We start from the raw sequence: 26164 nt of genomic DNA on the forward strand, positions 1-26164 counted from the left end.
GGCAGGCCCCCTTCACCGTCAAGGACAAGACCTTCCCCCACCTCACCCCCCTGACCGTCCTCACCCGCAACGAGAACCACATGGAAGTCTTCGCGGTGAACGGGGACGGGCAGGGCCAAGCCTCCTGGTTCGACGGGCAGCACTGGCAGGACTGGTTCGACCTCCGCCCCCATACGCTTCCCCAAAGCGCGCCCCTGGCCGCGCTCTCGCGCAACGACAACCACATGGAGGTCTTCGCCGTCGACGCCTCCGGCCGCCTGGCCGCCACCTGGTTCTACGACGGCAGGTGGCACGACTGGTTCGACCTCCCGGCCGCCTACGTGGCGATCCCCGACGAGGAGATCATCTTCGGCGACAAGCGCACCTTCACCCTCGGACGGCCGCTCCAGCACGCCGCGACGGACGCCGACTTCCAGACGCTGGTGTGCACCGAGGCACAGGTCGTCTGCGGCAGCGACGGCACGTGGGAGTTCACCGCGCACCTGGACAACCAGGAGACCGAGTGCGACGTCTCCTTCGACCTCGAACTGCGGCTGCTGGGCACCTCCCAGCGGTTCGGCTTCGTCATCATCGGTGATCTCAGCGCCGCTGGTAACGGCTATGCCACCAGGGTGGGGCTGCGCATCAAGGGGGTTCCGCCCAGCCGCACCTTCCGGGACTCGGGGACGTACGACCTGCTCAAGGACCCCGGGTTCTGGCGCGAGGTGTTCAAATGCCCGGCAACGTTTCATCTGGTGCCGCCGGCCTGGCGGTTCTGGCCGGAGTTCCCCCAGATCGACGATCCCGAGTAGGCGTTCAGGGCGGGACGGGCCGGCCCCACGGTGTCTCCAGGGCCGTGCGCAGGGCACCGGCCAGCTCCTAGCCGATGCGTTCGGCGAGTTGTTCCTCCAGGCGGGCGATGGCCGCCCTGGCCTGGCGGTGGGCGCGCTCACCCTCGAAGGCGCGTCGGATCAGCCTCTGCCGGGCGGATGCGAGGTCCGGGTCCTGTTCGAGGATTCTGGCGGCGCCCAGGCCGTGCACGGCCTGGTGCGCGGTCTGGCGGGTGACGCCCATGCGCCGCGCCAGTTCGGAGACGGTGGTGCCCTTCGTAGCTGCCTTTGCACTCTGAACTGCGGCGTTCAGCCGCGCCCGTGACGCGAGGAGCCCGTGCCAGAGTCCGCATGGCCTCTCGCGCTGTGTACAAATGCCAGCCTCAGCAGCGCGGGGGACGGTTCGCGGCGGGCGGTGACGGACCTGGCGGCGCATAAGAGCGAGCGGCAGTTCGCGGCGAGGGCGCAGCGGATCGACAGGCTGGTCTGGCTGTGGGGGGGGGAAGTCACTCCTTTGCCTTGTTGGGTTCGCGTAGGGATGCCAAGTCGCCGCCCTACGCATGAGTTTGACGGTGCTCTGGCTGTGTCTTGATCTTGTCTCGCCCCCGGTGAAAGAGTGTTCCCGTATCTTGCACCTCGCACGTTACGCAGAGGAACATTTGTCATGAGCACTCTCGGGATCGTCGGCAAGTCATCCGTCGCCGTGGCACTGGCCTGCGCAGCCACGCTGTTGATGCCGGCCACACCGGCCGCCGCCTCGGACTGGGACCGGAACTGCTACAGCATCTCGGCCCCCTACAAGGGCATCAGCGAGATCATCGGCAAGGCCGGCAAGACCCGCAGCGGCTGCACGAATGCCACCATCTCCCTGCAGCGTCACCGCTGGTACGGCTGGGAGGAAATGGACTGGACCCCGCTTAAGAGCGGCACCCAGATGGCGTGGTGGACCTGCACGGGTTCCGGCACCTACACCTACAAGACCGTCGTGAGCGTCGACTACAACCTCGCCACCTACGAAAGCGCCGAACGCCGACTGACCTGCTAAGACACCACTTCATTCGGCCATCCGGCGGTGGCGCAGGAGGGTTGCTGCGATGGCGGATGAGTGTGCCTGGTTCACCCTCCGCCACCGCCGCGACCTGCACCGACTTGAGCAGAACACCGCGGCCGCCGTCATCTCACCGGCAACGGATCACCACACTCCCAGCAATACCGCCCCGCCAGCCCTACACCGCGGATCATCCAGCCATCCCTGCCGCACCACCAGAGTTCAAAGACAACTACTAAGGGGCGGGTCCGCCAGGTGGTCATGCGGGATGCCCCGCCCCGGCGCCTGAAGGCGGAGAGGCGTTGGTCAGCCGACGGGCTCGTACTCCACCCTCTCCTGCCCACACCCGGCAGCCAGCTTCCGCAGGGCCTGCCGCTCGGCCTTGTCGACGGCCAGGTTCCAGCGGAGCTTGGCCACCACCCAGTGGGTGGTGTAGTGCAGCGGGCGTCAGCGAGCGGCGGCTGCCATTGGGCCGGGTCCTGGTCGGACTTCGACCGGTCGCTCCGCGCCGTCACAGCGACCAGCGACCGTTCGTCACCGAGGTCGTTGGCGTAGGCCTTGCGACGCGCGGCGCTCCACGTGCCGGCGCCGGAGTCCCAGGCTTCGGCGAGCGGCACCATGTGGTCGATGTCCAGGCCACGGGGCTGGATAGTGGTCTGGCCGTCGTAGTAGGACAACCACTCCCCCACAGTGACCTTGCAGCCCGGGCCGATGGTCGGGGCGATGCGGGACTCGGCGATGAGGACCTCCTCGCGGGTGTCACACCCGTCACGGTCCTAGTCAGTCCAGTGCTGGAAGCGAGAGCGCTGGTAGCCCTCCCGCTTCTCCGCGGCCGCTGGCAGAGCGGCGACCGCCTGCTTCAGCGTCATCGGAAGCGCAACCAGATCAGCGTCGGCGGCCGCAGTCGCGCCGCGGCGAGGGGCAGGGCGAGCAAGGCTGCGGCCAGGGCCGCGCGCAAACAGGTAGCGACCACGGCCTGGTGATACCGGGGCCCGTCGGGCGCCCGAGGGCGGTACGCGTGGAGCGTCACCCGGGCGAGCGCAAAGGTCGTACCGGCGAACTGTCCCGGGCAATGCCGGACACAACCAGCACGTCGAACAGGAAAGCGAGCGGCCCGGCCTAAGATCCGTTTCCGTAGCAGATGTCACCGATGAGCTGATCAAATTGGAGCGTTCCACCGAGGAAGCACGCGCGAACCTAGCGGGTCTTACCGGCGAGGAGTATCAGGCGCAGTGGCGCAGCTGAGACGAGGCGGCAGCCGTCTCCCAGGCCGCCGTCACCACGCACGCCAAAGCCACCGGCCAGACACACCATGAGGTCGAGCAGGCCGTGAAGAAGGCCGTGCGGCACGCCGACGAGGACCCGGCCAAGCAGGCACCTCCAGCGGCCGCGGCCAGTGTGCTCGCTGTCGTGATGGTGATAGGACCCGCAGCGGCCGCTGCGGTGAGCGTGGGGTATCCGGGGGTGCAGACCTACAGTGCTCGCCGAGGCACCCTGCATCTCCCGCTCCGTTGTGAAGGATTGACGATGGTGGCTCTGCATTGCCGCAACCGGCATGTGGCGCGCGGTGAACGCCGACATCATGAGGGATATGGGTGAGCTGCAACCGCGGAGTGGGCCATCGGCAGATAACTCATCTGGGCCCGCAGCGGAAGACCTTCAGCTGTCGCTGAGCGCACGGCTGGGCGTCGTGGCGGTCGTCATCGGCATTCTTATCGCCTGCTATCCGCTGGTGGTGGGTGGGCCTGCATGGCTGCGGATCCCGGCGGGTGTCCTGATCTCGCTTGGCGTCGGCCTGCTGCACCGCGTCCTGGGTACGGACCGGGTGATCGCCTCTTTTGTAGCGATCGCCGTCTTCTATGTGCTGACGCGATGCGCTTTGTGGGGCGCTGAGAGCGTGTTGTCTGACTGGCAGGAGCGACGTCTTGGACCTGATAGTGCGCCCGAGGCCGTTGTTGCCATTGTGAGCCTTGGAACGATGATCAGTTTGCTCGCGAAGGCGATCCTCAGCGGGATAGCCGCGTTGGTGCAGTCGAAGGGAACGGCCGAGGCCGACAAGATGCGTGCACAGGCACAGTTGCGGTTGGCGGACGCGGAGTACCTGCGGGCGCAGAAGGGCCTGCCGTCTGGCAGTTCGACCATGGGCATAGAAGGAGGCGCCGTACCTGCTCCCGCCGGGCCGGAAGGGGCAGGAGCGGCTGACGTATAGGCGTCACACGACGAAGCCCTGGCCTAACTCCTCGGCCGGGGCTTCGCGGTGTCTCCGTGTCAAGTAGCTGCGCTGCAACCGTGGCTCTCTGAGCCTTGTCTCCACCTTCGTGACAGCCAACCGTCGGCCGCGACCGACCTCGGGTGATCAGGAACTGCGGCTGTGGAGGGTCGGCCGGGCCCTAACCGTCATCTTCGCTGCCGCGGTCCTGGTGGCCGGTGGCGTCTTCTACGGTCTGGTGTATCTGCTGGACTTCCAGGAGATCGACACCGCCCAGAAGCTCGACGCCAAGACGCTCTTTGACCTGGTGAAGCTCTCCTTCGGGGTGGTCGCCGGGGCTGGTGCGCTCGTCGCCCTGGTCGTCGCCTACCGCCGCCAGCGCGTCGACGAAGCCGGTGCCCACCGGGAAGCCACCCGGCTCCACACCGAGCGCTTCTCCCAGGCCGTCGACAAACTCGGCTCTGGCTCCCAGGCCGTCCGGCTCGGCGGCGTCCACGCCTTGGCTGGCCTCGCCGACGACGCACCAGACGACAGTCTGCGCCAGACCTGCATTGATGTTCTGTGCGCCTACTTACGGCTGCCCTTCTCCCCCGACCCCGGCGACCTGCTCGATCCCCTGCCCGACGGCACCTCACCTTCTGAAGAGCAGCGCGATGGCCATCAGGACAAGAAGGACCGGTATCACGCTTTCCGTGAGGTCCGGCATACGATCTTGCGCCTCATCGGAGACCACTACCGCCTCCCCAAGGGCACTCACCGCTCCTGGCAGGGCTGCAGCCTCGATCTCACCGGGGTCACCATCGATGGCGGCGTGGACTTCAGCGGCGCGACGTTCTCCGGTGGCATCGTGAACTTCGGCGGTTCGGTGTTTTCCGGCGGCAGCGTGAACTTCGGCGGTGCGACGTTCTCCGGCATCGTGCACCTTGACGGTGCGACGTTCTCCGGCAGCAGCGTGAACTTCGAAGGTGCGACATTCTCCGATGGCATCGTGAACTTCGGTGGCGCGACATTCTCCGACGGCATCGTGTACTTCGGCGGTGCGGTGTTCTCCGGCGGCAGGGTGTATTTCGGCAGCACGGTGTTCTCCGGTGGCATCGTGCACTTCGGCGGCGCAGTCTTCTCCGGCAGGAGCGTGAACTTCGAAGGCGCGACGTTCTGTGGCAGCAGCGTGAACTTCGAGGCAACGACTGGTCCTGTTCCGGTGGGGCTCCTGGTGGCAGTCGGTACCCCGGTGCCATCCGAGGTCCGGCTGCGCCCCGGCTGGCTCTCCTCCGGTCCATGAACTGAAGGAGTGAAAAGGCATCGGCGTCGACGACCAAGACGAGGCCGCCGACGCCGATGCCTCAGACGGGGTGCCATCGGCCGTGGCCTTAGCCGTTGTTGGGGTGGCCGGGGTGGATGTCGCCGTGGTGTACGCCGCCGGTGACGCCGTGCTGGGCCATCCCCGCGGGTGCGGGGATGGTCCCGCGGCAGACAACGCCGCGCGCCGTCTCGGTGAGTGCTCCCCGCACCGCAAGGATGATCGCCAGCCGTGACCGTGGTCCCCCGGCTGAGGGTCGTGCCCCCCCCCGCCCGCGAGGATGATCCCTTGCGCAGAAGGTGCCGCCGATGCCGCGCTCGTGCTCCCACATCCGCGGGGGTAGTCCCTCACGGTGCCGCTCCAAGACGGCCGTGGCGTCGTGCTCCCCACACCAGCGGGGATAGTCCCGTCCCCCGAGGCCCCTCGTCGTGCCTGCTCCCTGCACCCACGTGGATGACCCCGGAACGACTGGACCGGCCTGCGTCGGAACTGCGTGCTCCCCGCGCGTGTGGGGACAGCCCGGTACCGAGGCTCCCTAGAGTCGCCGCATGGGCGAAGAGCTTTGGTAATAGTTGGAGTTGTAGCCCTGGCCTGGGGCGAGTAGTTGAACTGGCGCTGGTCCCGAGTTCTCATTAGGAGCAGCGGGGCTCTTGTGGGGCTGTCGTCGTATTGGGTTATCGGGCCCCAAGCGAGATGACCGCGAGGTGCTGGTCGCGATCATCTTCGTAACCGCCTCGGGCCACACATGGAACCAACTGCCGTCCGGCTTCGGCCGTCTACATTAAGACCTTTCCACTCGCCGGTTTTGAAAGGACTTCGCGTAGTCGGCCATCAGCTGGGGGCGGAGAACTTGGAGTTGGATAGTTCCGGTTGGACTGTGGGAGATCACGGAGCCGCTGATCCCACCACCGAGGGTGCGACGACGGGGTGGCAGGACGCCTGGCACGCCTGATGAGACGCTGTTCGCGGCGATCATCTATGTCCTGGTCAGCCGCTGTTCCTGGAGGTCCTTGCCGCCGCGCTTCGGAATCTCGAAGTCCACCGCGCACCGCCGGTCCCTGATCTGGTCCGGAGCCGGTGGCCGGCTGCACCAGGCCGTGCCGCACCAGCTCGACGACGCCGGTCTCATCGACGTCACCCGTGTCGTCCTCGACACCGCTCACGTCCGGGCAAAAAAAAGGGGGGCGAACACACAGGGCCGAGCCCCATAGACCGGAGCAAGCCGGGTTCCAAGATGCACATCCTGTCGGACGCGAACGGACTGCCCCTCCTCGGAGGCATCTCGCCCGGCAACGTCCACGACAGCGAGGGGGCTGAAGCCCATGATCGAGGGCCACCAAACGCAACACGACCCCTACCGCAGCCGGCACTTCAAGACTCAGCGGCTGCATGCGGACAAGGCGTAAGACGTGCCCCACCTGCGGAGATGGCTGCGGGAAAGCGCATCGGCGTGCGCATCGCCCGGAAGGGACTCGAGTCCAGAGAACGATTAGGACACCGACGGTGGGGCATCGAGCGCACCCTGTCCTGACTGTCCGGCTACCACCGCCTCAGCCCCCGATACGAGCGCAACCCCCGCAACTCTGGCCTTTCTCGGCCTCGCCGCCGCCCTGTGCTGCAACAAACGGCTCGTCCGCCGCACCACGTAGGACACGGTCTTACGCCATCCATCCCGCACCAACGCCGCGATAATCGTGCGGCAGCAGCCGGACGCTGACCCTGTGTGCTCTGGGCCGACAGCGAACCCGCTCTCACCGGCGCGCTCTGCTGCGCCCTAGCACGAAGCCGCGGCGCGCGGACCGCACCCTATCGGCCCTCACTCACACCCTCACCCGCGTGGCCTCCCACCCGACATCGATCTGGGCCCCTGGAACACAAAACGACTCCCGCCGCTTTGTGTTCCAGGGGAGACCACTCTCAAGATCATTCTTGCCCGTTCGGACAAGAATGATCTTGAAGGGCCTTGGACATCAGGGATGCCGACGCGATCCGGATAGCGTTCACGAGGAAGCGCAGGTCGCGCCAAAGGCCCGACCAAAGACAGACGTTCAGGCCATGTCCGCGGCACGCCAGGCCATGCGGTTCGATCAGCGCCTAGTGGTCACGTCAGGCTACCGAGGTAGTCGCCCCCAGCCGCCCGACTGGGTGAGGAAACCCGCATTTGGCCCCGATCTTCGATGCGGGGGACCCATTCCTTTGCCCGCCGAAGCACCGTGTTCGAACCTGATTACTGCAGGAGCACACGCATCCGTCGCGCGATATCACTCGCCTTTGAGCGAACCTGATCATCGTCCAGCAGGTCAGGCATACCGGTACCAGCCGAGTCATAGTCATGTGCGACATAGAACAGAGCTGTCGCGGTTTCATACTGCTCGGCTGTCGGGTACCGGCCGCCATACTCTTTGTACAGGGGGAGACAAATGATGGAGAACTCTGAAGGAGAGATCCTCCCTTCAGACACAGCCTCCGCAAGCACCAAAAAAGGTTCCAACGTTGCCATTTACAGTTTCCCTTGCATGCTCAAGTACCAGAACTGGTCTGAATTCACGTTCGTTTTCCAGGCTCCGAGCATTTCGCCCGATTCCACGTCAACTGAGACATGGCGTCCCGAGTTGAGATCTACATAGTGTCGAGCCGGCGCTCCGCGATACGTACCCGCGATCTTGACGTTCTCCGGATCCTTGATGAAGTCCCCCAAGGCATTCACGAAGGCCTGCTTACTCGCTTTACTCTCCGCTGCGGTGATCCCGAAGTCGGCGGCATGCTTGAAATGATGAGGCACCCTGTTTGCATCGATCCATGCGGATCCGCACCCCGGCCCCGAGTTGTGCACCAATACTGGCGTCTCACCCGCAAGCACATAATACGTGTGGATACCTTCGACAGTGAGGTTGTAGGTGCGCTGGCGATCCCGGAACTGGCGAGCTGCCTTCACGGCGACGATCCGACCCGAGTCCGTGCGAAGAGTCATGCCAGGCTTGAGTTTTCCAGCCGCTACCCACGCCTCCCTATTGACCGACCAGAAGGGATGTTCGTGTGTAGCCGTTAGTTTCTTGACGCCACCGGGTGTTACCAGGGTGAGCTCGGTGAAGCGCTTGTCTTTGTCGGTGACGATGGTTGCGGTTACTTCGCGTTTGCCGGTCTTGCCAGTCTTTGGGTCAGTCGCCAGGACCTTGTCTCCGACTTTAATGTCCTCAATATCCTTGTTCTTTCCGTCGGCCATACGCACGCCCGTGCCAGCGAGGAAACACTTGTTGCAGTCGGAAAGAGTCGTCTTCCTTCCCTTGGCTGCCGCCTCTGTCCCATCCTCTGCCGCCTTAGCCGCCTTCTTGACGACCTTACTGACGGGCTTGAGTACCTTCAGCCACGGCAGATCCATTGCCGTGTTAAAGCAATTCACTGTGACTCCGGGACGCGTTCCGCAACTCTGCCATGACTGCACGTCAGGAAGGATGAATTCCTTCACGGCCTTCGCGGCGCCACCATTTGCGAAAAACTTCCTGAGATGAGGGAAGGGATCAAAGCGGTCCAACGGGTTACTGAAACCGGTTTGAGCCATGCGGCTGTTCCTGCCGGAACTGTAATAGACCGCGCTGCTTGCGCGCCCACTGCTGCGGTAGCCGCCACCGCTCGATGAGACCGAACGGTTGTATATGTTGATCGCGGTTCTGAAGACAGACCGGGCCCAACTAAAGACGTTGCCGAAGCTGAAGAGGCCGGTGGGGTCGCTGAACGTCACCGGGTTGCTGTTGCTGTAGGTGTAGCCGTTCATCTGCTGAGAGTCTGTCAGGTCCATGATGGGATCGACGGACAGGAAGCGGCCGATGGAGGGGTCGTACTCCCGGGCACCGAGGTGGGTAAGTCCCGTAGCGGCTGTGTCATCGGTGCCGCCGACGAAGCTCTTGGTACCTGGCCAGGACTTGGGTGCCTCTCCTCTGGAGCCGCCGAAGGGGAGGGTGCGGCGCTGGGTCAATTTCAGATCAGACGCTGTGATGGAGAGTTGGCCGGTTCCCTGGTGATCGGCGGTGGTGAAGGTGATGGTGCCGTTGTTTTCCTTGATGGCCTGGTGGCCGCCGCCGAGGGGCGTGTAGCGGGTGGCTTTGGTCTTGGTGGCGCCCTTGGGCAGGGTCACTTCCGTGTGGCCGAGGTAGAGGGTGGTCTCGGTCGGTGTGCGGCTGATCAGGCGGTTGCCGTCGGTGTCGTAGAGGTACTCGGTGACCTTGTCGTTGCCGCCCTCGACCGGCTCGCTGACCTTGGCGAGGTGGCCTTCGGCGTCCCAGGTGAGTGTCTGGGTGTCACCGCGCAGGGTGCGGGCGATTGTGTTGCCGGTGGGGTCGTAGTCGTAGGAGTCCTTGGTGGTGGTGCCGCTGGGCTGTTTTGTGGTGACAGAGTCCAGGGCGTGTGGCTGGGGGTCGCCGGGCTTGGGGTAGTCGTAGGTTCGTTCGGTGTTTTTGGTGCCGTCTCCGCCAACGTCGTGCAGCGTTTCGGTCAGCCGGTTGCCGGCCTTGTCGTAGGTGTAGGAGTGCCAGTACGGGGCCGGTCCACCGGTCTTGCCTGCAGCCGGAGCGGTAGCGCAGGTCTTGTCGTTCTGGGTCCAGGCTTCAGTCAGTCGCCGCAGGTAGTCGTAGGTGAAGCACTGGGTGTCGGTGCCGGTGCGGGAGACATCCGAGACGGAGAGGATGTTGCCCGCTTCGTCGTAGCGGTACGAGTTGTGCTGATCCACTCCGCTTTGGTCTTGGCGGTCGACCCGGGAGGTGGCCAGGCGCTGGGTTCCCTGTTCGTAGGTGTAGGTGACCTTGGTCTTCTTGCCGTTGGTGCTGCCGAATTCGTTCCAGTAGGGCTTGCCGGTGTGTGTGTAGCTGGTGTCGGCCTGGAAGCCATCACCCAGTACGGAGATGGGCCGCAGTGTCTGCTTCTCGTAGGTGGTGGAGTATCCGCCGGCGGGCAGGGAGCCCGCCTCCGAGTAACTCACGCCTTTGACCAAACCAGAGGGCAAATAGGTGGTGCCGCTCTGGTAGGTGCCGGCCAGTTCCTTCTCGCTGTCGGGGATGACCACAGCGGTCATGGTCGGCCGGTACTGCGAGTCGTATTTGGTGACCTTCGAGGTGTAGGCCTGCCCGTCCACGTAGCGGGTGGACTCGGCCAGCTGCCCCTTGGCCCCGTCGATGGTGTCGTAAACCCACTTGGCGCGCAGATCGCCCGTGGCGCCGTCCTTGCGCAGCTCGGTTCTACGGCCGAGGTTGTCGTAGATGCTGGCGAGCACGGTGCCGCGCTGGTCGGTGGTGGTGGTCAGTTGCCCGCGGTCGTCGTAGGTGGAGTCCGTGGTGCCCTTGTCAGGGTCGCTGGACTTCGTCTGGCGGCCCAGCTGGTCGTACTCGTAAGTCCAGTTGTTGCCCGCGGGATCGGTGACCTTCTTCAGCTTGCCGCTGGGGTAATAGCTGTAGGACGTGGTGTCGAAGGCCGCACTCTGGCTGCGGGTGTGGTGCTGGCGCAGCTCGGTTGTCTTGCCACGGGCGTTGGTGAGGGTGGTGGTAGCGGTGGCGCCGTCGGGCGGGATGACGGTTGTGCGGTCGCCGCGGTGGATGGTTCTGGTGGTGGCCAGGACCTTGCCGCCGTCGCCGGTGCCGGCGATCTGCCGCTCCTCGACGGGGCGTGCGAGTCCGTCGTAGGTGGTGTGGGTCTGGCTCTCCACGCTCCAGGCGTTGTCCGGCTCGAACAGGTCTCGTCCGGGGGCTTGCTTGGCCTCGAAGTAGGGGGCGAATGTCTTGCTGGGCAGGCCGCGTTCGTCGTAGAAGGTGTCGGTGAGGATGCGGCCGCCGTCGGGGCCGGGCATCTGGGTCTGGCGTTCGCGCAGGAATCCGTCGTAGATCGTGTAGGTGGCGACCTGGCCGCCTTCGTTGTTCAGCGTCTGGGTGCGGACGGCGACTTCCTTGCCCTCGTCCACGAAGTAGCTGAACTGGTAGCTGGGGGTCTGGCTCGTCTTGCGGTCGGCCAGCCAGACTTTCGCGGAACGGCCCAGCGCGTCGTACGTCATCTCGATGCGCTTGTCGTTCGTGTCGATCTTTGCGGCGGGCTGGCCGCGCAGAGGCTCCAGTTCGGTGACGGTGGTCTGTGCCGAGGCCGGGTCGGCTGCCTTGGTCGGCGGACTGGTCTCGGTGATCTTCGTGGCCATCCCGGTGGCCGGGCTGTAGGCCGTGGTGGTGGTTCGGCCGTCCTTGCGCACGTCCACGACCGGATCGCCGGTGCCGGCGACGGTGACGTTCGCCGACAGGTCGGTGGTGGTGAGTTTGCGGCCGTAGGCGTCGAAGGTGGCACGGCCTTCCAGGTAGGTGGCCTTGGTGCCGTCGTGCTTCTTCAGCGTCGCAGTTGCGGTGGCGTCACCCTTGGTGGGCGCGGCTCCGTAGGCGCCGCCGTCGTAGGCGGTGCGGACATCGGAGATGACGTCCTTGGCGCGGTCGGGGGTGTCGGCGCACTTGGTGGTGACGGTCTCTTCCCGGGAAGGCAGGGTGAGGATGTTGTCCTTGGTGTTGGTGGCGTAGGTGGTGCGGGTGCACTGGTTGTCGTCGGCCGTGCTGTTGTCACCGAAGTCGTCGACCTGGGTGACGCGCCCGGCCACGGTGTCGTGTTCCGTCGCGGTGGAGGTGATGCGCCAGTCCGCACCCGCCCCGTCGTCCAGGGAGGTCCAGGTCTTGGAGTGAGCGGTGCCGGTGAAGTTGGATGTCACCGTGCCCCAGTCGCGGCTCTTCTTTCCGGTCTCGTGGTGCCAGGGACGGTCAACCGTCTTGGCCAGGACCTTGCCGCCCGGGCCCGAGTAGGTGACGGTCTTGTAGGGGAAGCCTTGCGCCGACTCATGATCGGCGATCGGGTCTCCTTCTCCGTCACCCAGACTGACCGAAACGTTTTTCGTGCCGCCGGAGGGTTCCTTGCGGTCTTCGTCCATGCCCCGCAGGAAGTAGCTGTCCTCCTGTGACTTGAGTGCGTCGGCGCCGCCCTGTCCGCCGGTCTTGGTGCGAACGTGGCCGTAACCGCGCCACTGCGACCAGGTCTTGAACTTCTGCTTGGTCAGACCGTCGTCATCGTCGTAGTGCCAGGCCGCGTCGCCCAGGTACTCATACTTCTTCACCGCATCAGCCGCGCCGCCGGTGCGGTCGGTGGTTATCGTGGATGTGACGACGTACTTGTTGAACCAATGCTGGTCCGGGTCGTCGCTACCAGCGCCGCCGATGTACTGCGGGAAGCAGCGGGTGGTGTTCGACTGCGGGCTCGGCAGCGCGTCGAAGGCACACACCGGGGCTGAATAGTTCACGTTGACCTGGCCGCCGGACTCATCCGAGACACCGGACAGGCGGGCCTTGATGTACGGCGCGTAGCCGTCGCCGATCTTGTCCAGGCGGTTTTCCTTCTGGGTGTAGGCGAAGGTCGTCTTCGGCACAGTGACTGCGGGGTCGGCGGTGTGTCCTGTGCGCTGGACGGAGTTGAGCAGCAGCTGGTAGTCGACGTCCGCCTTACCCCATTCGTGGTCCAGCTTCCAGGAGTCGACCTTGCTGTAGGCGTCGCCGTTCAGGACCTGCGTGGTGACGCCGGTCAGGCGCTTGCGGGTGAAGAACGAGGGGGACAGGCGGCCCTTGTCGCAGTCCTCGCTTTCGCCGCAGTTCATGTCCCAGGGCGTGTCGTACCAGTAGAAGGCGTCCTTGCCGATGTCGCTGCAGTCGGTCTTGCTGTCGGGCAGGCAGCGCTCGGAGGTGGTGAAATCGACCTTGGCCAGGGGCTTCTTGCTGTAGAGCGAGGAGGACTTCAGCCCGTACTCGATGTGGTCCAGCACTCCGCCGCGCACGTAGCGGGTGTTGTCCTTGGCCTTGAGGTTGCGGCCGTAGGAGTTCTTCTCCTGGTCGTAGTAGTAGGCGATGGCGTTGCTGTGCGGGTCGACGACGTAGTCGAGGTTCCACCGCCATCCCTGCTGGCACCAAGAGTCGGCGAAGGTTTCCTTGTGGCACTCTTCGCCAGCGTTGTTGCCGAAGACCGGCGCCGTCCATGTGGAGTTGGTGGTGGCCGCGCCCTCCTTCCAGCCCGGCAGCCGGTTGTATCCGAAGTAGTAGCGGACGCCGTCGGGGTCGGTCAGGCGCCAGTACTCGCCGTTGTCGTCCCCGTTGCCGCGCCCGGTGGAGGACATGCGGACGATGAGGGTCCCGTCATCCTGCTTGAACCGGTACTCCTCATCCGTTTCCTTGTCCTTGTCGGCGTCACCGGGCAGGGGGACCAGTTCACCGCCCTTGCCGTTGAACGTGATGAAGGCATTGTCGTAGCCCCAGCACTGGTCCCCGGGCTTGTTGCCGTCTGAGCCCTTTTCCCCGTCGTCCGAGCAGGGCTTGTAGCGGCGCTCGATGTAGCCGGGCCACAGGTCGAAGCCGTCGCCGGCCCAGGAGGACTGGTTGTTGGTGTTGCCGGTGCGTCCGTCGATTGCTCCTGAGGAGTAGGACAGACCCACTTCCGGGGTCAGGTCGCCCGGAACCTTGGGCACTGGCATGTCGTACGACCACGTGAAGTCACCGGTGTTGAGGTTGGTGTCCCAGGTGGCGGAGGGAGACAGTGAGGTCGCTTTGTAATCGCCGCTGACGCTCTTCTCGTCTGCGACGGCAGCCAGAACTGTGGCTCCGCTCGCTCGCAGAGCCACCGAGTCCGCGGTCAGCGTCTTCTTCTCGGTGTTGTTGACTGTACGAACTGGTTCGGGCGTGCGGCACTGCTGTTTCTGTGGCGTCTTCAGCGCACATGCCGGCAGCTCGACCAGAGTGAGGCGGGAGCCGTATCCGCCGCCGAACGCCTCAGCGAAGCTGGAGTAGTCGACCAAGGCGCGGACTTTGCCCTGCGCATCATTCTTGGCCTTACCGGTCTCGAGCGAGAAGAGCACGCCCCTCACGCCGGCTGCCTGTGTGGTCTTGCGGTCGACCACCCGTGCCGTGATGTCGCCCTGTGCTGCCTTGCCGGTGGCTGCGCCGGCGCCTTGGTGGCTGCGCTTGGCGGCGGCAGCCTTTGGGGCGCCCACCGCTAGCGGCAGGCCCTTGGCCTTGACGGGCTGTGCCTTGTTCGCGCGTACGCCGCCAGCGAGGTCGATCACGGCGGTGCCGGGCTTGGGCCAGGCCGCCTTGGGCGCACCCGTGGGTGTCTTGAGGCCCTTGGACTGCAGCCGTGGGCGGGCCGCCTTGGCGTCCTGGCCCTTGACTGGCTTCTCGGTTACCCCCGGGGCCGGGCGGTCTCCGTCATCCGCCGTGGCCAGCGGGGTGCCGGCGGCTTGCAGCAGGGTGCCCACCAGTGCAGTCGACACCGCTAGGGCCGCCCGTTGCCGCCAGGCGGCATGGTGGCGTGCTCTTCTTTTGCTGTTCATCCTCAACAATCAATCTTTAAGGGCAACGCACACCGCTGCACGGCATGGCATGGCCAGCTCAGTAAGAGAACAGGGTGAGGCCGGGGAGCAGGAGCAGGCCGCTCCCCGGCACTCGGTCAGCTGTCGCCGGGAATGTCGGTGGGGAGGCCGAAAAGGGAGCTGGCCATCTTCGTGATCTGTGCATCCGACAGGGCGCCCTGGATGGTCCATACGTCGTCGACCTGGCCGGCGAAGTACGTTCCCGTCGTGTCCCCCTTGGCCTTGCCGACCTGCAGGGATTTGGTGGCGGAGAACGCCAGGGCGTTGTCGGCCCACGCGATCAGGTCTTCGCAGGCGGCGTCGTCGGCATCCCCGTCTCCGTCCGCGTCACCGCAGGCGACTTCCTGCAGGTTGCCGTTGACGTAGAGGCGGATCTCCTTGGCGAAGCCGTCGTAGACCACCGCCAGGTGGTTCCACTGGGTGGCGGACTCGAACTCGGTACTTATCACCTTCGTCACTGTTGTGTCCGCGCTGTCACTGGCCGGAAGGATGAGTTCCCAGCGGCCGAGCCCCTCGGCAGGGTCCTTGGCGTCGGGCACGAAACGGACTTCGAAGGCACTGCGGGCGCTGCCCTCGGCGCTGAGCACGGCCATATCGTGCTCTGGTGCCGCGGCCGCCTGGGCCCAGGCGGTGACGGTGAAGCTGGACTTGGTGTCCACGGGCATCGTGGGCGTGGCCGCGTAGGCGGTGGTGCCGTTCAGCTCCAAGCCGTGAGCGTTGATCATGGACTCGCCGAGCTTCGCGCCTCCGTAGAGTTTCATCGGGCGCTTCTCCGCAGAGAGGTCCGGCGTGGTGGCAGGAGAGGAGCTGGAAGTGTCCTCAAAGTTCCAGCGGCCCTTGACCAGCGGCCGCTGCTTGAACATCTGACGGACTTCCTCGGCCGAGACAGGGCGGTCCAGCAGACGCACGTCGTCAATAGTTCCGGGGAAGTGGTTCTTGACCTCGCCGCTGTAGTTGCCGGCAGCGAGATACATGGACTGATCGGCATAGAACGCGCCGGCCAGCGGGATGGATCCGGCGCGGCTTCCGTTGACATAGAGGGTCAAGGTGTTGGCCACCGTGTCGTGCACGCCCACCAGGTGCGCCCACTCCCCCACGTACGCCTTGTCGTCTTCAGGCTGCATGGCGCGGATGGGCGTCGCATCGGCCGCGTCGGCGGAGTACTGGTTGACTGCCCACCGGTTGTAGGTGGAGGAGTAGTACAGCTCGAACCCGGGGCGTTCCTTGCCGGCCTGCGCGGCGATGATCGCCGCACCGTCGGGCTTCTTGTCGAGCTTGGCCCAGGCGGAGACGGTGAAGCTGCGCGAGGTGTTCACATGAGGGCCGCTGGACTGGCCGATCCTGGCGTAGCCGTCGGTGCCGTTGAACTCGGCTGCCTTGCCTGCCACGCCCGGCACGCCCGTGGTGACACCCCCCTTGTACTGGGCGGGGAGTACTCCGCCGTGGCCGGTGATCTCAGTGGCGTCGGCCGCCTCGTCCAGGTCGAAGACGGCTATCGCTGGCCGGCCCGGATCGCCGATGGTGTCCTTGTCGTGCAGCTTGTCGACCTCATCCTGAGCGAGGGGCTTGTCGAAGAGCTGCACTTCATCGATCGCGCCGGGGAAGAACGCGGAAGGGGCACCGCTGTAGGAGGCCGCTCCCAGTTGCAGCCCTCGGCGGGCTTCCCACGGCTTGTCATAGGCCATCTGGCCCACGAGCTTGCCGTCGACGAACAGCTCCAGCATGTCGCGCGCCGAGTCGTAAGAGCCGATCAGATGGGTCCACTTGCCAGCGGCCGCGCCGCCGGGTTTGTCCGCCATGGCACGGGCGATACCCGCATCCGCGGTGTCGGACTTGTACTGGTTGAAGGCCCAGCGGTCGTAGGTCTTGGAGTAGTAGAGCTCGAAGCCGGGGCTGTGGTTGCCCGGCTGGGTGGCGATGACCGCGGCTCCCTCAGGCATCTTCGACAGCTTCACCCAGGCCGATACCGCGAATCCGCGGCTGGTGTCGACCACCGGAAGGTCGGTGGAGGCATATCCGTCGACACCGTCGAAAGACACCGCCTTGCCCTGCACACCCGTCGTACCCGGCGTGGCGCCGCCGTGCAGTTGGGCGGTGCGCGGCGGGGTCGAGCCCTTGGCCTGGGAGGCGTCCGGAGCCTCATCCAGCTGCCAGGTGGCCCGCTCGGGCTGACCGGCCTTGACCCGGTACTGGTAGGTACGGATCTCGCTGCCGTTGCCGGCGGAGTCGAAGGCGCGGGCCGTAATGAAGTTCAGCCCCGGCTTGGCCGGCAGCACCTCGGCTATTTTGGCGGCACCACCGGACGTCGTGACCTTGTGCAACGGTGTGGGGTCACCGTTGATGCCGTACCAGTACGACGTCACATCACTGTCCGCCGCATCCAGCCCGAAGGAACCGTACTTGCCCACCCCGTCCCGCCAGGGGTCGTTCGGGTCCTCCGGATCAGACTCGGGGTAGTCGCCGGAGGAAACAGCGGGAGCCTTGGGGACCTTGGTGTCGTACACGAAGTAGCAGGCTGTCGGGCTGCCTGCGTAGGACCATGGTGAGTACTGCGCACCGTCGTGCACACGCGCGTACCAGTTGATCTCCTTGTTCACCGGGATCGTCGAGGGCAGCTTGATAGCGAAGACGGATCCTGAATTCTTGGCCGTCGTACGGCTCGGCTTCCAGCTGCCACCGCTCCACTTGGCCTGGAACTGCACGGAAACGTCGTCGCCGTCCGGATCCTTCACATCGACGGCGTAGATGTTGCCGAGCGTGCGCACGCGCGCGGCCTTATCCGAGCTCTTGCACGTGCCGCCGTAGGCCATCGTGAGCTGGGAGGCCTTGAGCTGTGTGGGCGCACGGTTGTACTTCACACGCAGGAAGGCCTTGTCCGAGAACCGTTTCCACCCGTAGGCGTCGGACTCGCTGGCTGCCTGCAGGCCGAACGTCATTGTCTTGTCCCGGGCATCGGCGGCATCCTGCAAAGCTGTCTTCACCGAGAACTCGGCGTCCTTCGCCGCGCACCCGCTGTAGCCGTAGGCAAATGACTTCGAGGACAGCTTCTTCTTCCAGAAACCCGACGCGTTCTGCGAGTTCCAGGTCGTGGAATCGGAGATGTCCTTGGTCTCCCAGAGCTCCACGGCGCGGTCCGAGCAGGAGGCCGACCATGTGTTGCGCACCACGAACTCGGCGGACAGGATCGACTTGCCGGCGAACTTGGAGACGGGGATGCGGTAGAAGAGGCGCTTGGTGTCGTTCGGCTGGCAATAGGCCCAGTTGCAGTAGCCCATGCCCGCGTCGTGTTCACCGTTGAACTTCCACTGCGCTGAGCCAGCCCAGTGCTTGGACGCCATCGTCCACGCCGTCGCCCGTGGTGAATACCACTGCGGGTCGATGAACACTGGGTAGGTGGTGTCCTTGCCCTTCAAAACGTCAGTGTCTGGCGTCAGTACCAGTTCCTGACCGCTGGCGGGAACATCCACCTCAACGGGGCCGAGCTTCCCGGACTCGCCCGCCGACGGCTCCTCACCTGCCACCGGGCCGTCCTGGCTCGCTGCCGCACCCCTTGAAGACTTGGCCTTGGCGGCCGGTGCGGCATTCGAGCCCGGGCTGGAGTCCCACATCATCGGCTTGGGTGCCTCGAAGACCGCACCCTTAGCGCCCTCGTCGATGGCCTGGAGCCCACCCTGAGCGGTCTCTTCGACCTCAACACCGTCGGCAGCCAACTTCAACCGCAACTGGGCCAGCTGCGGACTTTCCGCCGCCTTGGCCGACTTGACGACCAGAAGCTGCGTAAAGCCGTCCTCCTGCGCTCCCATGCGGAGATCCACTCCGGGCAGTACATCGCCATAAGTAGCCGTCGCACCCTCAACCTGCGGTTCAGGAAGCTTGTCCGGCCAGGACAGCGCCAGCTCACGACCGGCCTTCGTCATGCGTACCAGCGGCGCATCACCGCCCCCGGAGAACTCAAGGCCAGTTGTCGTCACCTTCGGAGCGAGGGCACCGTCAGCGGACTTCACAAGATCGGTGTCGACCGGCTCCCATTTTCCATCTTTGCGGGCGCGGATCGGCCTGAGGTACTCACGTGCTTCGAGCTTCCCCTCAGGAGTGGCGTACACGTCACTCGACTCACCGCGCTGGGAAAGCACCTCCACCGGCTCCCCCGTGCGCTTGGCCTCGGCCAGGGCAGCGTCGACACCATCCTGCCCCGCAGAAGGAGCATCACCCTCAGACTTCGCCGTTGCCGGTGCGGGGGCTGAGGCCTCAGCTGCAGGCGAGAACGGCACCAACGCGGCGACCACTGCCGCACCCAGCAAGCTCGCCAGAACTCCGGTCCCCCCGCGCGAACGCGCGTGTCTCCACATAACCCACTCCGGCCCGTTACGAAAAATGAGAATTCCCTTTACAGAGAATCGAGCCGTGACTGTATGCATCCGCCATGTAACTCACCAGAAGACCAGTCGCCACGAAACGGACAAACAGCCGACTGTGAATGTGACGTTACTCACGGTTGCGCCACAGCGGGCGGCAATTCGATAACTATCCGCAGGATTTGGAGAGCACTCCCGACCGCAGGCGCCCTGCGGCATGCTCCGCGACCGAGCGTGAGCGCGTACCGATGTGCCCAACCCTGCATCAACGATCCTGCAAGGGGCGCCGCCCGCAAGCCGGTTCTTCACCGGGCTCTCGGCAAACATGCTGGCAAGGCACCACTGAAAGGCATCTTGGCAAGCGCCCCCATCTCTTACAGCGCCTGAAGCTGGCAAAAGGTGACACAGGGAACCGTCACCAAGCCCTCTCAGGCCCTTCCTGATGAGGCGTGGCAACCCTGCCGTCTGGTGCTGTGACCGCGTAAGGTCCCCAACGTGGCGGTCGGATGGACCTGCTGTCTGTTCCGATCGCTGGAGCCGCCGAGGCTGAGCCTGTCTGTGTGCACAAACTGCCCGACCAGGCGGCGACTGCAGCGATCGGGCGCTAGCGCAGCACGTCTGACACCGGTGAAGCCCTCTCTGGATTGGGTATCTAGGGCTAGTCGGTGGCCGGAGCAGGTGATGTCCGCTTCGCGAGCGTGCCACTGTCACTGGCTGAGTGGTGGTCACCGGTGTGTCGTATGGCGGCGCAGGACGGTGCGGAGGATGGGAGTTACGGCCGGGGCCTGTCGGGCCGAGCGCCGGTGCGGAACTCGGGGTCGTGTGCGTGTTCTGTTGAGCGGGCGTCGAGGCGGGTCTGGAGCTGAGCGAGGACGCTGGCCCGCTCGGCGGGCCCGTAGGTGAGCCGCTTTCCGGTCGTCGCGTCGAAGGCCACCACTTCGCTGTGGGGCGCGGAGCACACCAAGGCCCGTTCGATGGCAGGCAGGCCGAGGCGGATGGCGTCGCAGGTACCGAAGCGGCTCAGGATGAGGAGGTCCTGGGTGACCTGCTCCCAGTCGCCGACGGACGGCCAGCCTGCGCCGCCGTCGAGTTCGTGGGTGAGGGTGGCCAGAGGCACGATCTCCCTGGGGGCGCGGCTGCCGTTGTTGAGTATGCGGTGGATCCGGTCGCCGTCGGGCTGGCGTACCCGGCTGTGGAGCAAGGCGGCGGCCTCCACGATGGTTGTGTTGATCTCGGGCAGGCCACGGGGCGGGAAGTAGGGCTGGTGGGCGAACAGCAGGTGTGGCGCGTTCTGCGGGCTCGGAAGTTTGCCGGGACGGGTGGTCATGGTGGGGCTCCCTATTTGATATCGGCTATCCGGCGTGGGTAAGGCGAGGCCCGAAGTGGGCCGCTGGACGAGCTGCGTTGACCGAGCCAGTGGTAGGGGTGCGTCACCGCTGCCAGCGCAGTTGGTGCGTTCGGTAGTCAGGTGGTGCAGAGGGTGCACTGGCCGCCATCGTCGGGACGTGCGTCGTGGGGTAGGGCCGCTGCAGGAGATTCAAAAGGCGCCGAATGGGGCGGTGGCTCTGCTGCGCGGTGCGTAACGAGGCCGAGCGGAGGTCAACGCACGGCGCTGGGCTGGCGGCGGAATACTCCCAGGCCGTTGGGAGGGCTGGTTCATGCCGTGAGTCAATCCGGCAGCCTTGACCAGTTCACCGGCCAGTGGGCCCCGGCCACGATCACAACGGCATCACGACAGACGGTGTCGGTGGTCGGCCCCGACCATTCCTGGGCCGGCAGCGGACGGGCGGTGGCAACAATGATGCGTAGTGCGAAGGGGGGCCGGTACGCAGTCGCCGATGCCTCCTGCGGCGGCCGAACGTAGGTCTTTCGGGCCGGCTGGCCGTGGGGTGAGGCGCACCGTTGGCGCTGGCGCTCGGTCAGTCGGGCCTCTGCGGCGCGTGATGGGAGAGGGCGACCACGACGGCCCATAGCCCCGACCACCATGGGGATGGGCCTCGGCCACCGCTGGTCACAGCGATGTTCAGGGCGCGCCAGGACCTGACCTTCCGTAGCCGGAGCGCGGGCAGGGCCCCGTCCCGCCACCAGTGCGGTGCTCGGCCTGGTGCACACGACGCTGGGCTGCCGAAGCGGTGCACTGTGCACAGGCTCCGGGCGCGAGTGCGTGCCCTCTGCAGGAGTGCGTCCTTGGTCCCCCTTCTGCGCCTGTTCGATCCCGCAGGCGGGGCTGCGGCGCTCGTGCATCGAGACTGTGCTTGCGTGCGGTGGTAGCTGCTCCCACGGGCCGCCCGCGTATTCGTGACCGGTTCGAGGCTGTGGTCGGGGCGGTGTGGTCGGCAAAACGGTCGGGCCGGGCCGGTTCTCTCAGGGGCATCAATCCGCCTGCCCTTCCTGGGAGTTCACGCATGTTTCGTCCCAAGCAATTACCCGATGCCGGGAGACCGCCGGTGGCCGCCGGGGTGGCGCTGACCCAGATGCGGCGACGTGTGCAGTGGGGCCGCGCGGGCGTCTGGGCGGCGCTTGCGGCCGGGCCGCTGGCGCTGGCCCTCGCGGCGTTGCAGCCGTCCACGACGGTCGCGGCGGCGTCGGGGGCGGCCGCGCAGCGTCCTGCGCAGCCTACGGCCGTGGCCGATCCGGCGGGATACGTGGCGGAGTTCGTCGATGCCTGGCTGCGCAGCAGTGAGGATGCGGGCAGTGCGGCCGGGCGCCGGGCGCAGTCAATGGCCCCCGGTGTCCCGCTGCCTTCCCTGGAGGAGGATGCGCAGGCGCCGCGCCGGGTGACGCCGGTGCGCAGTGTGCCGCGCGGGGAGGGGCAGTGGTCGGTGACGGTGGCGGCGCAGTATGCGGATGCGGTGCGCTATTTCGCGGTGCCGGCGCTCGTCTCAGAGAGTGGTGATTCCTTCGCGGTGATGGCCGCACCGGCGCTGGTGGCCGCTCCTGCCTTGCACCGGGTGCCTGTCTCCGCGTATCGGGTCACCGTCCCCGAGGGCCCGTTGACGCAGGCCGCGAAGGAGTTCTTGTTGGCGTACTTGGCCGGGCGGGGTGAGGTCGGCCGGTATCTGGCGCCCGGGGCGGAGGTGGCTGCGCTCTCCCCTGCGGCGGTGAAGGACGTTGAGGTAGAAGAAGTGGCCGCGCGTGAGGAGACGGCCGCTGGCGGCCGGGTGCCGCGGGACGGGACGCGGGTGCATGTCCTGGTCCAGGTCGAGGCGGAGGGTGCGGCAGGACGGTGGCCGCTGTCCTACGAGCTCACGTTCGCTGCGCGCGGCGGCCGGTGGGAGATCGCCGCGTTGTCCTCCGGGTCGGGCGGTGAGCGCTGATGGACGGCGTCCACCGTGTGGTTGTCGCGGGCAGGTTGGCTGACCTGGGTGATTCCTGGATTGGGACGGCGAAGGACTTGGGCGCGGCCGGTCTGCAGGCGGCGCTGGTCATCATCGTCCTGGTGATCATGTTGCAGCGCTTCAGCCTCAAGGCGGGGATTGGCGCTTTGATCCTCATGGTGATCGCGCTGGGCTTGTACAACTCACGCGACCAGCTGGCGGATATGTTCGAGGACGAGGTGAAGAACCCGGCCAAGAGCGCCCCCTTTGTTGCACCTGCGTGGCGTGAGGGCGGGCCGGTGAGCAGGCAGGGGCCGGTGTGAGCGCGGCGGCCGCCGCGCGCCGGGCGCGTTTTTACACCTCTGCGCGGCGCTATCCGTGGGTGATGGGCAAGATCGGCGATTGGCGTCTGCCGCTGGGGCCTTACAACTCGGCACAGATCGCGCTGGCCACCGTGGGCGGCTTCGTTCTGGTGAAGTCGGTTGGGGTGTGGGGCGGGTTCGGGCCGCTGTCGGTGGTGCCGGTGGTCGCCTGGATTGTGGGGATCTGGTTGTTGCGGCGCCCGAAGATCGGTGGGCGTACACCGGTCGCGGCCGCCTTGGGCCTGGTGGCGTTGGCGGTTTCGCCCGCCGGCGGCCGCATAGGCCGCCGGGCCGCACGGGATCAGCCCGCACGGCGCCTGGGCGGCGGCTTCACCATCGAAGGCCTTCCCCCAGCCGACCACACGCCGCGCCCGGTACCCGCGCGCCGGCCGGGCAGCCCCAGTCGGCCGGATGCCCGGGCCGGTGGGCAGCAGCCCGTCGACGTCGGCAGAGGGTCGTCGTCGGCATCCGCAGCCCCGGCGTCGCCGGTGCGCGCCGTGCTGAGGCGAGCCCACCTGCACGCCCAGAACTCGGCCAGGACCAGGGAGGGTTGATGCGTGTTCCCATCCGGCACATCGCCGGACATCTGCTGTGGTCCGCCCACGGACACGTGTGGGCCATCTACCGTCTGCATCCCGGCCCCGACAGCCAGGGACGTGGTCAAGAGAGCGTGCCGGGCACCTATGTACCGTCCGCGGTCCGCAACGAACTACTCGAGAAGACGACAGCGCTGGTGCGTTCGCTGTCCGGCGCACCGCGATTGTTCGGGCTGTGCGCTCAGGTCGATGCGAGTGAGGTCGCCTGGCGCATGGTCGACGGGATCGCTGAGGCCGGGGGGTCTTTGCCACCTGAGGCGTACCTGTGGATCGAGCACCTGGAGGCGGCGCTGGATCTGCTGGAGGACCAGGAGATGCACCAGCGCTCTTGGTGGCTGGCCGTTCCGCTTCAGAGCGGCCGCCAGAATCTGCAGGCGGCGACAGCGCTGTGGGCGGAGGTCTGCGACGCGCTCGGGCTGCGGGCCGCGCCCATCTCGCGCGCCGAGGTGAGGGCGTTCCGGGAACAAGCCGTGCAGGTGCAGGCCCAGTTGGCGGGTAGTGCTGCCTTTCGTCCGGCGCGGCCCGCGGAGATCGTGTGGATGATCCAGCATGCGGTGCACCGGGGCCTGGCCGAGCCGCTGCTCGGCCAGGCGGCGGCGAGCGAGCTGTATGGCGGGCAGGTGCGCGGCGGGGTGTTGCGCTCTCCCAGCTATGCCGACCTGGGGCAGGTCCGCCTCGAAGAGGGCGGCACCGACCGCGCCGAGCAGCCCGCCCCCGAGCCGCCGGGAGCGCGGGCGGCGCGAGGCCGCATGCCGTGGTGGAAGGAGCAGTCACCGTCGCCGCTGCGGCGTCGGTGGCTGCAGGTGGAGAGCGCCTCCGGTACCGGGTATCAGGCGCATCTGGTGCTGGCCGAGTGCCCGCCCGTGGTCAGTGAGGAAGCGGCGGATCTGTTTACGCAGCTCGAGGTCCTCGATTTTCCCGTCGATTTCACCGTCGATCTCACGCTGGTGCCGGCGGAGACGGCCCGCGCCCAGGTGCAGCGCAAGAAGAACGAGCTGGTGGACCAGGCCGACCAGTACGAGGTGCGGCCCACCGGGATGCCCGCCTCGCTGCCACAAGCCGCCGGTGATCTCGGGGAGCTTGATGGCCGGCTGTCTGGCAACAGCGTCGAGGTGGAGGTGCAGAGCATCACCGTTCTCACCGTGTGGGGGCCGACTGCTCAGCTGTGTGATGCGCGGGCGCGGGCGCTGGAGAAGCTGCTGGCGGGCGCCGACTACCGGGCGGTGCGCCCGTGCGGGCTGCAGGTCGATCTGTTTGCCCTCGGGCTGCCCGGGGCGGTGCGGGCACCGCGGTTGCGGGAGTTCACCCAGCATCAGCTCAGTGAGGACTGGGCGTTGTCGGGGGCCTTCGCGCATAGTGAGGTCGGTGATCCGAGCGGCCTGCTGCTGGGGCTGGATCTGGACTGTGGCACGACCCGCCCGGTGTTGATCAATGTGGCGGATGCGCCGAAGCAGGATGCCTCTGCCTCCTTGGGGGTGGTGGGGGATCTCGGCGGCGGCAAGAGCGTGTTGCTGAAGTTGATCGCCGGGTCGCTGGTGGACCGGGGCAGTCGCGTCATTTGCATCGACCGGACACCGGTGCGGGAGTGGGCGCGTTTCGCCCAGGCGGCTGCGCCGGGCCGCTGCCAGATCATCGATGCCGCACAGGCCGCGCTGTCCATCGATCCGCTGCGGATGTTCCCGGGCGCCGAGGGCCGTCACTACGCCCTCAGCTACCTCACGCTGCAGCTGGGGGTGGGCCCCATGACCACCGCCGGTGAGGTGCTGCATCACGCCGTGGAGCAGGCCGCCAGCTCCGCTGCCTGCTCGATGAGCGCAGTGGTCGCCGTCCTGCGGGAGATGGCCGCAGGCCAGGCGGGCAAGCGGCAGGATGCGGCCGCCACGCTGGCCGGGCTGCTGCGCGTGGTGGAACAAAACCATCTGGCCCGCATGGTGTTCGATCCGACGCTGCCTCCCGTGCAGTTGGAGGGAAAGGGATCCTCGGACTTCATCGTGGTGTCGACGAGCGGGCTGAAGCTGCCGCCCAAGCAGGCGTTCGCCCATCCTGAGGTGCTCCATCAGCAGCCGCTGGAGGCGCTGATCGGCCGGGCGGTGCTCTATCTGATCGCCGCGATCGCCCGGCAGGCCGCCTTCGCCAGGCCCGAGCAGTTTTGTGCGGTCGCTCTTGATGAGCTGTACTGGCTCACCTCGTCCACCGAGGGCACCGCCCTCGTGCACGAGATCCTGCACGATGGCCGCAAGCACGGCGCCGGATTGCTGGCCGGCGCCCACGAGGCCGAGGAACTGGGCCCCGACCGGGGGCTGATGGCCTACCGGGCGCTGGCGCGCACCACCGATCGTGAACGGGCCCGCCGTGGCCTGGAGTTCGTGGGCCTGGACGGCCGTGACAGTGCGCTGGTGCGGCTGGTCACCTCCAACCTGTCCCCCGTCGGCCAGCGGGAGCGGGCCGGGGAACTGTTGCTGACCGGGCCGCGGCAGAACACCGGCCGCCTCAAGGTCGTCATCCCCTCGCTTGCGCGGATCGCCTCGGGGATCACCACCACGCCCGGCCAGGCACCCCCGGTGCCGGCGCCCGAGAGGGCCTCCTGATGATCAGCCGGGAATGGGACCAGGCCCGGCGGCGCCATGCCTGCCGCCGGGCCGCCGGAATCGCAGCTTGGGCTGGTCTGATGCTGGCCGCGCTCGTCATGGTTCTGCAGCTGCCGGCCGCCTGGGCGCTGCCGGACGGCCACGGGCCAGCCACCGGCCACC

At 66.6% G+C, this 26164-nt stretch carries 14 protein-coding genes and 2 pseudogenes; 10 read left to right on the forward strand and 6 right to left on the reverse strand.

Annotated elements, in window-relative coordinates; all coding sequences use genetic code 11:
* Nucleotides 1-791: pseudogene (locus tag ACZ56E_RS35720) on the forward strand (hypothetical protein); the annotation flags it as partial.
* 67 nt (nucleotides 792-858) lie between these two features.
* Here the strand turns inward: ACZ56E_RS35720 and ACZ56E_RS35725 are convergent.
* A complete protein-coding gene (locus ACZ56E_RS35725; protein ID WP_471220799.1) occupies nucleotides 859-1053 on the reverse strand; it encodes a hypothetical protein in 195 nt (64 codons plus the stop codon).
* A 420-nt stretch (nucleotides 1054-1473) separates the two neighbouring features.
* Here ACZ56E_RS35725 and ACZ56E_RS35730 point away from each other — a divergent pair, with 420 nt between their 5' ends.
* From ACZ56E_RS35730 to ACZ56E_RS35740, 3 genes are all read left to right on the forward strand, one after another.
* Nucleotides 1474-1854, forward strand: coding sequence for a hypothetical protein (locus tag ACZ56E_RS35730; protein ID WP_471220801.1), 381 nt, complete (start codon nucleotides 1474-1476; stop codon nucleotides 1852-1854).
* 1570 nt (nucleotides 1855-3424) lie between these two features.
* Nucleotides 3425-4066: a hypothetical protein gene (locus ACZ56E_RS35735; RefSeq protein ID WP_471220803.1), complete on the forward strand. Its 642-nt coding sequence runs from the start codon at nucleotides 3425-3427 to the stop codon at nucleotides 4064-4066.
* A gap of 109 nt (nucleotides 4067-4175) precedes the next feature.
* Entirely contained in the window at nucleotides 4176-5348 is a 1173-nt protein-coding gene (locus tag ACZ56E_RS35740) for a pentapeptide repeat-containing protein (RefSeq protein WP_471220804.1), read from the forward strand.
* Nucleotides 5349-5436: 88 nt separating this feature from the next.
* Here ACZ56E_RS35740 and ACZ56E_RS35745 read toward each other — a convergent pair whose 3' ends face one another.
* Nucleotides 5437-5577 carry a hypothetical protein gene (locus tag ACZ56E_RS35745; RefSeq protein WP_471220806.1) on the reverse strand — a complete coding sequence of 47 codons (141 nt, stop codon included), beginning with the start codon at nucleotides 5575-5577 and terminating at the stop codon, nucleotides 5437-5439.
* Nucleotides 5578-6280: 703 nt separating this feature from the next.
* On the opposite strand from ACZ56E_RS35745, the pseudogene ACZ56E_RS35750 reads away from it, so the two are divergent.
* A pseudogene (locus tag ACZ56E_RS35750) lies at nucleotides 6281-6385 on the forward strand (IS5/IS1182 family transposase); the annotation flags it as partial.
* Here the strand turns inward: ACZ56E_RS35750 and ACZ56E_RS35755 are convergent.
* A complete protein-coding gene (locus ACZ56E_RS35755) occupies nucleotides 6343-6504 on the reverse strand; it encodes a hypothetical protein (RefSeq protein ID WP_471221014.1) in 162 nt (53 codons plus the stop codon). The pseudogene ACZ56E_RS35750 and the gene ACZ56E_RS35755 overlap by 43 nt on opposite strands.
* Before the next feature lie 96 nt (nucleotides 6505-6600).
* On the opposite strand from ACZ56E_RS35755, the gene ACZ56E_RS35760 reads away from it, so the two are divergent.
* Nucleotides 6601-6897 carry a transposase family protein gene (locus ACZ56E_RS35760; RefSeq protein ID WP_471220808.1) on the forward strand — a complete coding sequence of 99 codons (297 nt, stop codon included), beginning with the start codon at nucleotides 6601-6603 and terminating at the stop codon, nucleotides 6895-6897.
* A 969-nt stretch (nucleotides 6898-7866) separates the two neighbouring features.
* Here the strand turns inward: ACZ56E_RS35760 and ACZ56E_RS35765 are convergent.
* The 3 genes from ACZ56E_RS35765 to ACZ56E_RS35775 form a co-directional block, all read right to left on the reverse strand.
* The gene (locus ACZ56E_RS35765; protein WP_471220810.1) at nucleotides 7867-14745 is read right to left on the reverse strand and encodes a polymorphic toxin-type HINT domain-containing protein; all 6879 of its coding nucleotides are present in this window, start codon (nucleotides 14743-14745) and stop codon (nucleotides 7867-7869) included.
* Between the two features lie 116 nt (nucleotides 14746-14861).
* Nucleotides 14862-19133: a LamG domain-containing protein gene (locus ACZ56E_RS35770; protein WP_471220812.1), complete on the reverse strand. Its 4272-nt coding sequence runs from the start codon at nucleotides 19131-19133 to the stop codon at nucleotides 14862-14864.
* 778 nt (nucleotides 19134-19911) lie between these two features.
* Nucleotides 19912-20466, reverse strand: a complete 555-nt coding sequence (locus ACZ56E_RS35775; RefSeq protein WP_471220814.1) for a hypothetical protein — start codon at nucleotides 20464-20466, stop codon at nucleotides 19912-19914.
* A gap of 1120 nt (nucleotides 20467-21586) precedes the next feature.
* On the opposite strand from ACZ56E_RS35775, the gene ACZ56E_RS35780 reads away from it, so the two are divergent.
* The 4 genes from ACZ56E_RS35780 to ACZ56E_RS35795 are packed head-to-tail and all read left to right on the forward strand — an operon-like array spanning nucleotide 21587 to nucleotide 26002.
* Nucleotides 21587-22456: a conjugal transfer protein gene (locus ACZ56E_RS35780; RefSeq protein ID WP_471220815.1), complete on the forward strand. Its 870-nt coding sequence runs from the start codon at nucleotides 21587-21589 to the stop codon at nucleotides 22454-22456.
* Nucleotides 22456-22779 carry a hypothetical protein gene (locus tag ACZ56E_RS35785; protein ID WP_471220817.1) on the forward strand — a complete coding sequence of 108 codons (324 nt, stop codon included), beginning with the start codon at nucleotides 22456-22458 and terminating at the stop codon, nucleotides 22777-22779. The genes ACZ56E_RS35780 and ACZ56E_RS35785 overlap by 1 nt, the downstream gene beginning before the upstream one ends.
* Nucleotides 22776-23372: a hypothetical protein gene (locus ACZ56E_RS35790; protein ID WP_471220819.1), complete on the forward strand. Its 597-nt coding sequence runs from the start codon at nucleotides 22776-22778 to the stop codon at nucleotides 23370-23372. Before ACZ56E_RS35785 ends, ACZ56E_RS35790 begins: the two co-directional genes overlap by 4 nt.
* The gene (locus ACZ56E_RS35795; RefSeq protein WP_471220820.1) at nucleotides 23372-26002 is read left to right on the forward strand and encodes an ATP-binding protein; all 2631 of its coding nucleotides are present in this window, start codon (nucleotides 23372-23374) and stop codon (nucleotides 26000-26002) included. Before ACZ56E_RS35790 ends, ACZ56E_RS35795 begins: the two co-directional genes overlap by 1 nt.
* The last annotated feature ends 162 nt before the right edge of the window (nucleotides 26003-26164 follow it).

The sequence above is a fragment of the Streptomyces sp. NPDC039480 genome (genome assembly GCF_055597165.1).

Bases quoted from the DNA above. Each gene is read 5' to 3' on its own strand.
- ACZ56E_RS35725 (WP_471220799.1), bottom strand. From the start codon at position 1,053: ATGGGCGTCACCCGCCAGACCGCGCACCAGGCCGTGCACGGCCTGGGC.
- ACZ56E_RS35730 (WP_471220801.1), top strand. From the start codon at position 1,474: ATGAGCACTCTCGGGATCGTCGGCAAGTCATCCGTCGCCGTGGCACTG.
- ACZ56E_RS35760 (WP_471220808.1), top strand. From the start codon at position 6,601: ATGCACATCCTGTCGGACGCGAACGGACTGCCCCTCCTCGGAGGCATC.
- ACZ56E_RS35765 (WP_471220810.1), bottom strand. From the start codon at position 14,745: ATGAACAGCAAAAGAAGAGCACGCCACCATGCCGCCTGGCGGCAACGG.
- ACZ56E_RS35770 (WP_471220812.1), bottom strand. From the start codon at position 19,133: ATGTGGAGACACGCGCGTTCGCGCGGGGGGACCGGAGTTCTGGCGAGC.
- ACZ56E_RS35775 (WP_471220814.1), bottom strand. From the start codon at position 20,466: ATGACCACCCGTCCCGGCAAACTTCCGAGCCCGCAGAACGCGCCACAC.
- ACZ56E_RS35785 (WP_471220817.1), top strand. From the start codon at position 22,456: ATGGACGGCGTCCACCGTGTGGTTGTCGCGGGCAGGTTGGCTGACCTG.
- ACZ56E_RS35795 (WP_471220820.1), top strand. From the start codon at position 23,372: ATGCGTGTTCCCATCCGGCACATCGCCGGACATCTGCTGTGGTCCGCC.